Consider the following 11,834-nt stretch of genomic DNA (forward strand, 5'->3'; position numbering starts at 1 on the left):
CCGTACGTGGAACTGGGGAGGTACGGCTCGGAAATACACCCTGTAGCGCTGCGGGCATCGCAGGGCGCGGAGGTACTTCCCGGACACCCCGCCGGTTAGTGATTTTGCTGGGCCGGCAGGTCTCCTGACTGATGCGTCGTCGCCACGCTCCGGCCTTCCCGGGCAATGTCCAGTGGCGATGTGGAGCAGGCTCAGCACCTACAGTTGCGGGGGCAGTTCCGATTGGCGCAATGAACGCGCTTCGGATTCCCTATTAGTCCCGTGTGGGAACCGGCGCGTTATGGTAGTCGATCATGCCCGCAAGGGGGAGCCTGTCCATGCGCAATTGGCAGGCCGCCGGGGTCTCTATCTCCGGATATAGGGTGTACCATCGGTCTCTGTTCATCAGATATTAGTCAGACATGCCCACGCTTAGCGAAGAGAGCCGCCGGATCGTAGCTTCTCTGGCGCACCGTGTTGGTCCGCAGGCTGACACTGCAAGCATCGCCGCGGCAGTTGTTTCGATTTTGCAGGATGTGGGCGCAGCACTGGCGCCCATCATCGGCCAGCAAGGCGTTGCCGCGCTGTACCGTCGCAGCTTCCATCTGTGCGTCTCGACCCATCCACGCCTGGCCGCCACCTATGACAGGGTGCCGGCCGCGATGGACTTGATTGCCCTCAAATCCGTACTCGTCGAGCAGAACGAAACCGATGCGCTGTTTTTCGGTGAGGTGTTGCTGACTACCCTCTACGAGCTTCTGACCACGCTGATCGGGCCTTCACTCACCGCACGTCTGCTGGTTGGCGTGTGGCAGCCCTCTTCGAGCGACACCTCTTCGCAGGAAATTTCGCCATGAGCACCAAAGTGACTATCAACCGTCTGGCCACGGGTGTGCCAGGATTGGACGAGGTCCTGGGCGGTGGCCTGCCGGAGTTTTCGTTCAACCTGATCGCCGGCCCGCCAGGCTGCGGCAAAACCACCCTCGCGCACCAGATGATGTTCGCCCTGGCCACGCCGGAGCGCCCGGCCCTGTTCTTTACCGTGCTCGGTGAGCCGCCGCTGAAGATGCTGCGCTACCAGCAGCAATTCGATTTTTTCGACGACGCCGCCATTAACCGGTCGATTCGTTATATCAACCTCGCCGACGACACCCTGGCGGGCGACCTGGACGAGGTATTGCGGCGCATTGTCAGCGAGGTCGAGGCGCATTCGCCGTCGCTGGTGTTTGTCGATTCGTTCCGCTCCGTGGTGCTGGCCAGCCAGACGCAGCACAACCCGAACAACAACCTGCCGCAGTTCATCCAGCAGTTGGGCATGTTGATGACCACGTGGCAGGCGACCACCTTCCTGATCGGCGAATACTTCACCGAGACCGACACCAATCCGATTTTCACCGTGGCCGATGGCCTGATCTGGCTACGCCAGAGCGTTGAGCGCAATTCGATGGTGCGCAAGATGGAAATCATGAAGATGCGCGGCCAACCGACGTTGCCGGGGCTGCACACCTTTCGTATTGCCACCTCGGGGGTCAAGGTGTTCCCGCCGGCCGCCGTCAACCGCCTGGTTGAAGCGCCGTCGACGTTCCCGATCACCCGTCTGAAAATGGGCGTGCCAGCGCTCGATGAGATGCTCGGCGGCGGCCTGCCTCGGGGTTATTCGCTATTGGTGGCCGGCCCGTCCGGCTCGGGCAAGAGCATCCTGGCGGCGACCTTCCTCGCTGAAGGCGCGCGCAACGGCGAAACCGGGGTGATTGCGGCGTTCGAGCAACGGCCCAACCATTCGCAGAACCCGCAATTGGCCGAGTTGATCAAGAGCGGGAAAGTGGGCCTGGTGGACAGCCGCGCGCCGGACCTGTCCATCGACGAAATCGTGCAGCTGCTTCTCGGTGAAATCAGCCGGTTGAACGCCACCCGTGTAGTGATTGACTCGCTGTCAGGCTTTGAACTGGCGTTGGCGCCTACCTTCCGTGCGGATTTTCGCGAGTCGCTGTCACGCATGGTGACGGCGCTGACTGCCGTTGGGGTCAGCGTGTTGTTGACCTCGGAGCTCGAAGACCGTTACACCGACCTGCGCTTCAGCCCTTATGGCACGGCGTTTCTGACCGACGCGATCATCGTGCAGCGCTATATCGAGGTGCAGAGCCGGTTACTGCGCATCATGGCCGTGGTCAAGGTGCGCGCCAGCGCCCACTCCGACCAACTGCGCCAGTACCACATCGACGATAACGGCCTGCAGATTCGCGACATGCTGCCGGAGCAGGAAGGGTTGCTGGGTGGGCACCCGACCCGGCAGGTTTCGGCGAAAACCAAACATGTGTGAGCCCGACTCATGAGTGGCGGCGACGGCAAGCATGAAAGTGAGCTGACCACGGCGGCTCACGAGCTGTTCCTGATTGGCCAAAAAACCGTTGAGGCACGTGCGGCGCTTGCGGCGCTGCAGCAGCAACTGACTGACGCCAGCAGCCGTCTGGTGGATACCCAGCACGTCGAGCAGGTGATTGAGGCTAACCAGCAGTTGGTGCTGGCGATTCTCCTTGCGCAGTCGGACGCCGCCAGCCCGCCGCCCATGGAGGAACAACGCCTGTACCAGGAGCTTCGCGAGGCGAATGCGCAGTTGGTGATCGCGGCCCTCAGTGCGCAAGACTTGCAGGCCACGGCCGAGCGCGCGTTGAGTCAGCAAAAAAACATCCTGGCGATGGTGGCGCATGAGCTGCGCAACCCATTGACGCCGATCAGCATGATCGCCGAGCGCATGGTTCGCATGCCCAGCGACCAGCTGCCGCGCATGCGTGCGCTGATTGAAGGTCAGGTGCAGCATATTTCACAGTTGGTCGACGACTTGCTGGACGTGTCCCGCGTCAGCACCGGCAAGCTGCGCATCGATCGACGCGATGTGGACATGCTGCAGATCCTTAGAAGTGCCATTGATGCCTGCGGCCCGGTGATGCGGGCGAAAAGACAGCAATTTGATGCCCACCTGCCTGACGGCCAACTGATGGTGAGCGCAGACCCCGGGCGCCTTGCGCAGATTCTGCACAACCTGCTGGCCAACGCGGCCAAGTACACGCCGGTGGGTGGCTCGATTGTGCTGTCTGTGACCGCGACGGACGCGCTGAGGATCAGCATTTGTGACAACGGCATCGGCGTTTCAGCCAAGGCACTGCCGCTGATCTTTGACCCTTACGTGCAGGATGAACACGCCATCGGCTTCAACGGCTCGGGCTTGGGGATCGGGCTCACGGTGGTGCGCGAGCTGGTTGAAGCACATGGCGGCAAGGTCACCGCCAAAAGCGCGGGCAAGGGCAAGGGCAGTGAGTTTGTGGTGACGCTGCCGTTGTTGAACGGCTGACTCGTGTATTCCTGCCCGGCATAAGGTTTATGCCTGCGACCGGCCTACTGCTTGCCCTGGCTGATAGGGAATGCTCCACGACACGCGGTGACACACGCCTGCGCCACTAGGTCGATATTCCTACAGGTAAAACCATGCAAACAAACCGGGTAACGCGCCAGCAAGTGCTGGAAGCGAGTAAGGGCATGCTGCAAAAGCAGTTCTATGTGGTGTTTTCAACGCCAACCGACGGGCTTGGCCCGGTGATGCAGAACCTGCCGATTCACCTTGAGCATCAATGCCAGATCGAGCGCGACGGTATCCTCGTCGCCGCCGGGCCGCATTGGAGTGAGGACGAGCAGTATTGGGACGGCGACGGCATGTTTGTGATTCGTGCAACGTCGCTTGAGCATGCCAAGGCCATCGCCGCGCAAGACCCGATGCATCAGTGCGGCGCGCGCAGGTTTTCGATTCGGCCGTGGTTGGTGAATGAAGGGAGGCTTAATTTGAAGGTCGAGTTTTCAACCGGAAAGGTCACTGTGGACTAATCCACAAACACCGCAGATCAACGGTGGGAGCTGGCTTGAGTGGGAGCGGGCTTGCTCGCGAATGCAGTCTGTCAGTCGACAAATTTGCCAACGGATACACCGCCTTCGCGAGCAAGCCCGCTCCCACAGTTGGAGGGTGTTGACTGTTTTATTTGCGATCCAGCCATACGGTCTGTGCGTTGCAGAATTCACGCACACCCACCTACACCGCAAATCAAAGGTGGGAGCTGGCTTGAGTGGGAGCGGGCTTGCTCGCGAATGCAGTCTGTCAGTCGACAAATTTGCCAACGGATACACCGCCTTCGCGAGCAAGCCCGCTCCCACCGTTGGAGGGTGTTGCCTGTTTTATTTGCGGTCCAGCCACACGGTCTGCGCGTTGCAGAATTCACGCACGGCCACCTACTCCGCAAATCAAAGGTGGGAGCTGGCTTGAGTGGGAGCTGGCTTGCTCGCGAATGCAGTCTGTCAGTCGACAAATTTGCCAACTGAAGCACCGCTATCGCAGGCAAGCCAGCTCCCACAGTTGGAGGGCGTTGCCTGTTTTAGTTGCGATCCAGCCATAAGGTCTGCGCGTTGCAGAATTCACGCACGGCCACAAACACCGCAGATCAAAGGTGGGAGCTGGCTTGCCTGCGATTGCAGTGTGTCAGCCAAAGAGTTGTCACTGATGCACCGCTATCGCAGGCAAGCCAGCTCCCACGGTTGGAGGGGGTTGCCTGTTTTAGTTGCGATCCAGCCACACGGTCTGTGCGTTGCAGCATTCACGCACGGCCACAAACACCGCAAATCAAAGGTGGGAGCGGGCTTGCTCGCGAATGCAGTCTGTCAGTCGACAAATTTGCCAACGGATACACCGCCTTCACGAGCAAGCCAGCTCCCACAGTTGGAGGGTGTTGCCTGTTTTATTTGCGATCCAGCCACACGGTCTGCGCGTTGCAGAATTCACGCGCGGCTACAAACACCGAAGATCAAAGGTGGGAGCTGGCTTGCCTGCGATTGCAGTGTGTCAGCCAAAGAGTTGTCACTGATCCACCGCTATCGCAGGCAAGCCAGCTCCCACAGTTGATGGGGGGTTGCCTGTTTTAGTTGCGATCCAGCCACACAGTCTGTGCGTTGCAGAATTCACGCCCACCCACCTACACCGCAAATCAAAGGTGGGAGCTGGCTTGAGTGGGAGCGGGCTTGCTCGCGAATGCAGTCTGTCAGTCGACAAATTTGCCAACGGATACACCGCCTTCGCGAGCAAGCCAGCTCCCACAGTTGAAGGATGTTGCCTGTTTTATTTGCGATCCAGCCACACGGTCTGTGCGTTGCAGAATTCACGTACGCCAAAGTGGGACAGTTCGCGCCCGAACCCACTCTTTTTCACTCCGCCAAACGCTACGCGCGGGTCGGACACGCTGAACGAGTTGACGAATACTGCGCCAGTTTCCAGCTGGTTGGTGATATCCCGTGCCTTCACCGCGTCGGTGGTGAAGATGCTTGCTGTGAGGCCGAATTCGCTGTCGTTGGCCAGGGCCACGGCGTGGTCGGCATCGCGGGCGGTGATGATCGAGGCCACGGGGCCGAACAGTTCCTGTTTGAACGAGGTCATCTGGTCGGTGACGTCGGCCAGCACGGTCGGTTCGTAGTAGTTGCCGGCACCGGCGACTTTGTTGCCGCCCAGCAGCAGGGTTGCGCCTTCTTCCAACGTGGCCTGCACCTGGCCGTGCAGCTCGTCGCGCAGGTCGAAGCGGGCCATTGGGCCGACGTAGGTGCTGGCGTCGGTCGGGTCGCCCATCACCAGGGCGCGGCTGGCGGCGAGGAATTTGGCGGTAAAGGCTTGCACCACACCTTCTTCGATGATCAGGCGCTTGGCGGCAGCGCAGACTTGGCCGCTGTTCTGGAAACGCCCGATCACGGCGGCCTGGACGGCGGCGTCGAGGTCGGCGTCGTTGAGCACGATGAACGGGTCGGAGCCGCCCAGTTCCAGCACGCATTTCTTCAGCGCGGCGCCGGCCTGAGAGCCGATGGCGGCGCCGGCGCGCACGCTGCCGGTGAGGGTGACCGCGGCGATGCGTGGGTCGGCGATGGCCTTGGACACGCCGTCGTTGGTCACGTTGGCCACTTCAAACAGGCCATCGGCGAAGCCGGCTTTTTGAAACGCCGCCTTCATCAGGTAGGCGCTGCCCATCACGTTGGGTGCATGTTTGAGCACGTAGGTGTTGCCGGCGAGCAGGGTCGGCACGGCGCCGCGCAGCACTTGCCAGACCGGGAAGTTCCACGGCATGACGGCGAGGATCGGGCCCAGTGGGCGGTATTCGATCTGGGCGCTGCCGTTGTCCACCAGCGTCGGCTCCGGGGCGAGCATGGCCGGGCCGTGGGCGGCATACCATTCGCTGAGTTGCGCGCATTTTTCGATTTCGGCGCGGGCCTGGGCGATGGGTTTGCCCATTTCCAGGGTGATCATCTGCGCCATGTCTTCGGCTTGCTCACGCAACGCATCGGCCAGGGCCAGCAACAACTCGGCGCGCTGGCTTACTGGTTGGCGGCGCCAGGTGCGGAAGGCCTCAGTGGCGCGATTAAGCGCCGCGTCCAACTGCGCCTCGGTTTCGTAAGGGTAGCTGCCAACTGTTTCGCCAGTGGCGGGGTTGATCGACAAGGCGTGAGTCTGGTGAGTGATAGCGTTCATGGCACCGTCCGGCTGAATGAGTGGATGGGTTCAGCCTACGGGGCTGCATGTTTTCTGGAAACTGAATAATATTAAGCAATGCATTCACGATTGGAGAATGACTTGGACCTGGTGCAGCTGGAAATCTTCAAGGCCGTTGCCGAGCAAGGCAGCATCAGCGCCGCCGCGCAGTTGATTCATCGCGTGCCGTCGAACCTGACCACGCGCATCAAGCAACTGGAGCAGGACCTGGGCGTTGAGTTGTTTATCCGTGAGAAGAGCCGCCTGCGCCTGTCGCCGGCCGGGTGGAATTTCCTCGGCTACACGCGGCGCATTCTTGATCTGGTGCAGGAAGCCCGCGCCACGGTGGCGGGGGAGGAGCCCCAGGGCGCGTTTGCGCTGGGTTCGCTGGAGAGCACGGCGGCGGTGCGCATTCCGGCGTTGCTCGCGGCGTATAACCAGAAGCACGCCAAGGTTGAGCTGGACCTGAGCACCGGGCCGTCCGGCACGATGATCGAGGGCGTGTTGTCGGGACGCCTGGCGGCCGCGTTTGTCGACGGGCCGGTGCTGCATGCCACGCTGGAAGGCGTGCCGGTGTTTGAGGAGGAGATGGTGGTCATTGCGCCGCTGCACCATGCGCCGATCACGCGCGGGCAGGATGTGGCGGGGGAGAGCATCTATACGTTTCGCTCGAACTGCTCGTATCGCCATCACTTCGAGCGCTGGTTCTCACAGGATGGCGCGGTGCCGGGCAAGATCTTTGAAATGGAGTCTTATCACGGCATGCTCGCCTGCGTCAGTGCCGGGGCCGGCCTGGCGCTGATGCCGCGCAGCATGCTGGAGAGCATGCCAGGGTTCACGGCGGTGAGTGTGTGGCCGCTGAGCGACGCGTTCCGCATCCTCAATACCTGGCTGATCTGGCGCCGGGGCACGGTGTCGCAGAGCTTGAACAGTTTTGTGAAGCTGTTGGAGGAACGTGGTCTGGTAGCCGCTTAGATCTGATGTGGGAGCTGGCTTGCCGGCGATGGCGGTGTATCAGCCAAGGCCGTGCAGGCTGGGCTGACGCCATCGCAGGCCAGCCAGCTCCCACCGGTTGATCGTGTTTTCAGCCGCCAAATTGCAGGGTGCCCATGGCGAGTTTTGCCATGATGGCCGTGGCGCCCAGTTGTACCAACCAAAGGGCCAGGCCACCGAGGAACACACCCAGTGCCACTTGCAGCACCAGGCTTTTCTGGCGCTTGGCTTGCGGCGCGCGCGGGGTGAAGTCATGCAGTTCGTCGCGGTCGGCACGCAGGTCCAGGTCGTCGTTTCTCATAAGGCTCTCACAGCAAAGGGGCAGTTGGGGTTCAGTCTAGGGCTGGTCGCGGCAAGCGGCGAGGTTTTCCTCTTGTGGCGAGCGGGCTTGCCCCGCGTTGGGCTGCGCAGCGGCCCCTTGTTCAGGCACCGGGTTCTTTCAGTAAGTTCACGGGGGGGCTTTATGGAGCTGCTTCGCAGCCCAACGCGGGGCAAGCCCGCTCGCCACAGGAAGCCTGTTTGCCACGGGAAGCCTGCTGGCGACAAAAAAGGGGAAGCCATTGAATGACTTCCCCTTTGTCACCACCGTTGCAGGCTTACAGCACCTGAACAATCGCTTTGGTCACCGCACCAATGTTCGACTGGTTCAGCGCCGCTACGCAGATGCGGCCGGTGTCGAGCGCGTAGATACCAAACTCGGTACGCAGGCGGGTGACTTGCTCCACGGTCAGGCCGGAGTAGGAGAACATCCCACGCTGGCGGCCAACGAAGCTGAAGTCGTGACCTGGGGCAGCCTTGGCCAGTTCAGCCACCATCTGCTCACGCATGCCACGGATGCGCAGGCGCATTTCGGCCAGTTCCGCTTCCCACTGGGCGCGCAGCTCAGGGTTGTTCAGCACCGCCGCCACAATCGCCGCGCCGTGGGTCGGCGGGTTGGAGTAGTTGGTGCGGATTACGCGCTTGACCTGGGACAGGATGCGCGCGCTTTCTTCCTTGGATTCGCTGACGATCGACAGCGCACCTACGCGTTCGCCGTACAGCGAGAACGACTTGGAGAACGAGCTGGACACAAAGAAGGTCAGGCCCGACTCAGCAAACAGGCGCACGGCTGCGGCGTCTTCGTGGATGCCATCGCCAAAGCCCTGGTAGGCCATGTCGAGGAACGGCACCAGGTTCCTGGCCTTGACCACGTCCAGCACGTTTTGCCAGTCGGCCGGGCTCAGGTCGACGCCGGTCGGGTTGTGGCAGCAGGCGTGCAGCACCACGATGGACTGTGGCGGCAGGGCGTTGAGGTCTTCGAGCAGGCCGGCACGGTTGACGTCGTGGGTGGCGGCGTCGTAGTAGCGGTAGGTTTGCACCGGGAAGCCGGCTTTTTCGAACAGCGCCTGGTGGTTTTCCCAGCTCGGGTCGCTGATGGCAACCACGGCGTTGGGCAGCAGTTGCTTGAGGAAGTCTGCGCCGATCTTCAGCGCGCCAGTGCCGCCGACGGCTTGCGCGGTGATCACACGGCCAGCGCTGAGCAGGGGCGAGTCGGCGCCGAACAGCAGCTTTTGCACCGCCTGGTCGTAGGCGACGATGCCGTCGATCGGCAAGTAGCCACGGGCGGCGTGTTGCGCCACGCGAATGGCTTCCGCTTCGGCAACGGCACGCAAGAGTGGAATCTTCCCCTCCTCGTTGCAGTAAACGCCCACGCCAAGGTTGACCTTGGTGGTTCGTGTGTCGGCGTTGAATGCTTCGTTGAGGCCCAGGATTGGATCGCGTGGTGCCATTTCGACAGCGGAGAACAGGCTCATTTTTGCGGCAGCTCTATGGGGGAATGGAGGGACGTGTCGCGCTCCAGCCGAATGCACTAGAGCGGTGCACAAACGGGGAGCTAGTATAGAGGCCATCCAGGCTCAGGGCGACAACCGAAACGGCTTTTCGGCCAAGTTTTTCGGTTTATTTGCCGACCGTTAGTCTTATTGCAACAGAGGGCGGCGACGGCAGGTAGGACGATTGCCTTGAAACCCGTCACATTCGCCTCCACTTCTACAGCTATCATGGTTTTTTCCTGCAACCTGCGTTGACTATTCGCGGGTTGCTGAGCTTTTTCGTCCCTGGCGGTTTCGAGTCTGGGGTGACTACACGAGGTACGTTATGTCGGATTTCCAGCTCGTCACCCGCTTTGAACCCGCCGGCGATCAACCCGAAGCCATTCGCCTGATGGTTGAAGGCATTGAAGCCGGCCTGGCGCACCAGACGCTGCTTGGGGTGACCGGTTCAGGCAAGACCTTCAGCATTGCCAATGTGATTGCGCAGACCAATCGCCCGACCCTGGTGCTGGCGCCGAACAAAACCCTGGCCGCCCAGCTGTATGGCGAGTTCAAGGCGTTTTTCCCGAACAACGCGGTGGAGTACTTCGTTTCCTACTACGACTACTACCAGCCCGAAGCCTATGTGCCATCCTCTGACACCTTCATCGAGAAGGACGCGTCGATCAACGACCACATCGAGCAGATGCGGTTGTCGGCGACCAAGGCGCTGCTGGAACGCAAGGACGCGATCATCGTCACCACGGTGTCGTGCATCTACGGCCTGGGCAGCCCGGAAACCTATTTGAAGATGGTGCTGCACGTCGATCGCGGCGACAAACTCGACCAGCGCGAGCTGCTTCGGCGCCTGACGAGCTTGCAGTACACCCGCAATGACATGGATTTTGCCCGCGCCACGTTTCGTGTGCGCGGCGATGTGATCGACATCTACCCGGCCGAATCCGACCTGGAAGCGATTCGCATCGAGCTGTTCGACGATGAAGTCGAAAGCCTGTCGGCCTTCGACCCGTTGACCGGTGAGGTGATTCGCAAGCTGCCGCGCTTCACCTTCTACCCCAAAAGCCACTACGTAACGCCGCGCGAAACGCTGATGGGCGCCATTGAGGGCATCAAGGCCGAACTGGTGGAGCGCCTGGATTACCTGCGCGCCAACAACAAGCTGGTGGAAGCCCAGCGCCTGGAGCAGCGCACGCGGTTCGACCTGGAAATGATCCTGGAGTTGGGTTACTGCAACGGCATCGAAAACTACTCGCGCTACCTTTCGGGTCGCGAATCCGGGCAGGCGCCGCCCACCTTGTTCGATTACCTGCCGGATGACGCCTTGCTGGTGATCGACGAATCCCACGTCAGCGTGCCGCAGGTGGGCGCGATGTACAAAGGTGACCGCTCGCGTAAGGAAACCCTGGTGGAATACGGTTTCCGCCTGCCGTCGGCGCTGGACAACCGGCCGATGCGTTTCGACGAGTTTGAAAGCATCAGCCCGCAGACGATCTTCGTCTCGGCCACGCCGGGTAACTACGAAGCCGAACACGCGGGCCGCGTGATTGAGCAACTAGTGCGCCCGACAGGCCTTGTGGACCCACAAATCGAAATCCGCCCGGCGCTGACCCAGGTCGATGACTTGCTGTCGGAAATCACCAAGCGCGTGGCCCTGGAAGAGCGGGTGCTGGTGACCACGCTGACCAAGCGCATGTCCGAAGATTTGACCGATTACCTGGCCGACCATGGCGTGCGCGTGCGCTATTTGCACTCGGACATCGACACCGTGGAGCGCGTCGAGATTATCCGCGACCTGCGCCTGGGCACCTTTGATGTGCTGGTGGGCATCAACCTGTTGCGTGAAGGGTTGGACATGCCGGAGGTGTCGCTGGTGGCGATTCTGGACGCCGACAAGGAAGGCTTCCTGCGCTCCGAGCGCTCGCTGGTCCAGACCATCGGCCGGGCGGCGCGTAACCTCAATGGCCGGGCGATTCTGTACGCGGACCGTATCACCGGCTCCATGGAACGCGCGATTGGCGAGACCGAACGCCGCCGTGACAAGCAGATCGCGTTCAACCTGGAGAACGGCATCATCCCCAAAGGCGTGTTCAAGGACGTCGCCGACATCATGGAAGGCGCCACCGTGCCGGGCTCGCGCAGCAAGAAGCGCAAGGGCATGGCCAAGGCCGCTGAAGAAAGCGCCAAGTACGAGAACGAATTGCGCTCGCCGAGTGAGATCACCAAGCGTATCCGGCAGTTGGAAGAGAAGATGTACCAGCTGGCGCGTGACCTTGAGTTTGAAGCGGCGGCGCAGATGCGCGATGAGATCGGCAAATTGCGCGAGCGGTTGCTGGCTGTTTGATTTGCGGTGAATGGGCGGGCCTCATCGGGGGCAAGCCCCCTCCCACACGTTGGCGTGTGAACGCCGGCAAATGTGGGAGGGGGCTTGCCCCCGATGACCGCGCCTCGGTTTTCCAGAAATCCCCCAGGCTGTTACCATTCGCCCCTTGTTTCAATTTTCAGTT

General features: G+C 61.3%; 9 protein-coding genes and 1 riboswitch. Of the genes, 6 read left to right on the forward strand and 3 right to left on the reverse strand.

The features are described 5' to 3' along the window. Nucleotides 1-97: 97 nt before the first annotated feature. Nucleotides 98-290: riboswitch (cobalamin riboswitch) on the reverse strand. A gap of 111 nt (nucleotides 291-401) precedes the next feature. The 4 genes from AACV02_RS24685 to AACV02_RS24700 all read left to right on the forward strand — a co-directional run bounded on the left by AACV02_RS24685 (nucleotide 402) and on the right by AACV02_RS24700 (nucleotide 3,855). Then, nucleotides 402-836, forward strand: coding sequence for a hypothetical protein (locus AACV02_RS24685; protein WP_218911082.1), 435 nt, complete (start codon nucleotides 402-404; stop codon nucleotides 834-836). Beyond that, nucleotides 833-2,299, forward strand: coding sequence for an ATPase domain-containing protein (locus AACV02_RS24690; protein ID WP_119742595.1), 1,467 nt, complete (start codon nucleotides 833-835; stop codon nucleotides 2,297-2,299). Before AACV02_RS24685 ends, AACV02_RS24690 begins: the two co-directional genes overlap by 4 nt. A gap of 9 nt (nucleotides 2,300-2,308) precedes the next feature. Continuing rightward, nucleotides 2,309-3,328: a sensor histidine kinase gene (locus AACV02_RS24695; RefSeq protein WP_119742597.1), complete on the forward strand. Its 1,020-nt coding sequence runs from the start codon at nucleotides 2,309-2,311 to the stop codon at nucleotides 3,326-3,328. Between the two features lie 134 nt (nucleotides 3,329-3,462). Further along, nucleotides 3,463-3,855: a YciI family protein gene (locus AACV02_RS24700; RefSeq protein WP_119742599.1), complete on the forward strand. Its 393-nt coding sequence runs from the start codon at nucleotides 3,463-3,465 to the stop codon at nucleotides 3,853-3,855. A 1,279-nt stretch (nucleotides 3,856-5,134) separates the two neighbouring features. Here AACV02_RS24700 and AACV02_RS24705 read toward each other — a convergent pair. Beyond that, nucleotides 5,135-6,526, reverse strand: coding sequence for an aldehyde dehydrogenase family protein (locus AACV02_RS24705; protein ID WP_119742607.1), 1,392 nt, complete (start codon nucleotides 6,524-6,526; stop codon nucleotides 5,135-5,137). Nucleotides 6,527-6,628: 102 nt separating this feature from the next. Here AACV02_RS24705 and ptrR point away from each other — a divergent pair, with 102 nt between their 5' ends. Beyond that, the gene (gene ptrR / locus AACV02_RS24710; RefSeq protein ID WP_119742609.1) at nucleotides 6,629-7,501 is read left to right on the forward strand and encodes a putrescine utilization regulator PtrR; all 873 of its coding nucleotides are present in this window, start codon (nucleotides 6,629-6,631) and stop codon (nucleotides 7,499-7,501) included. 109 nt (nucleotides 7,502-7,610) lie between these two features. Here the strand turns inward: ptrR and AACV02_RS24715 are convergent, their stop codons facing one another. Together AACV02_RS24715 and AACV02_RS24720 are read right to left on the reverse strand one after the other, a co-directional pair. Then, complete coding sequence (locus AACV02_RS24715; protein ID WP_078738148.1) at nucleotides 7,611-7,820, reverse strand: hypothetical protein; 210 nt, start codon at nucleotides 7,818-7,820, stop codon at nucleotides 7,611-7,613. A gap of 295 nt (nucleotides 7,821-8,115) precedes the next feature. Next, nucleotides 8,116-9,312: an amino acid aminotransferase gene (locus AACV02_RS24720; protein ID WP_106576668.1), complete on the reverse strand. Its 1,197-nt coding sequence runs from the start codon at nucleotides 9,310-9,312 to the stop codon at nucleotides 8,116-8,118. A gap of 343 nt (nucleotides 9,313-9,655) precedes the next feature. On the opposite strand from AACV02_RS24720, the gene uvrB reads away from it, so the two are divergent. After that, nucleotides 9,656-11,671, forward strand: a complete 2,016-nt coding sequence (uvrB, locus tag AACV02_RS24725) for an excinuclease ABC subunit UvrB (protein ID WP_119742611.1) — start codon at nucleotides 9,656-9,658, stop codon at nucleotides 11,669-11,671. Nucleotides 11,672-11,834 lie beyond the last annotated feature (163 nt).

The organism is Pseudomonas sp. Larv2_ips (assembly GCF_963879675.1).
GTDB lineage: Bacteria > Pseudomonadota > Gammaproteobacteria > Pseudomonadales > Pseudomonadaceae > Aquipseudomonas.

Bases quoted from the DNA above. Each gene is read 5' to 3' on its own strand.
- AACV02_RS24690 (WP_119742595.1), top strand. From the start codon at position 833: ATGAGCACCAAAGTGACTATCAACCGTCTGGCCACGGGTGTGCCAGGA.
- AACV02_RS24715 (WP_078738148.1), bottom strand. From the start codon at position 7,820: ATGAGAAACGACGACCTGGACCTGCGTGCCGACCGCGACGAACTGCAT.
- AACV02_RS24685 (WP_218911082.1), top strand. From the start codon at position 402: ATGCCCACGCTTAGCGAAGAGAGCCGCCGGATCGTAGCTTCTCTGGCG.
- AACV02_RS24695 (WP_119742597.1), top strand. From the start codon at position 2,309: ATGAGTGGCGGCGACGGCAAGCATGAAAGTGAGCTGACCACGGCGGCT.
- AACV02_RS24705 (WP_119742607.1), bottom strand. From the start codon at position 6,526: ATGAACGCTATCACTCACCAGACTCACGCCTTGTCGATCAACCCCGCC.
- AACV02_RS24720 (WP_106576668.1), bottom strand. From the start codon at position 9,312: ATGAGCCTGTTCTCCGCTGTCGAAATGGCACCACGCGATCCAATCCTG.
- uvrB (WP_119742611.1), top strand. From the start codon at position 9,656: ATGTCGGATTTCCAGCTCGTCACCCGCTTTGAACCCGCCGGCGATCAA.
- AACV02_RS24700 (WP_119742599.1), top strand. From the start codon at position 3,463: ATGCAAACAAACCGGGTAACGCGCCAGCAAGTGCTGGAAGCGAGTAAG.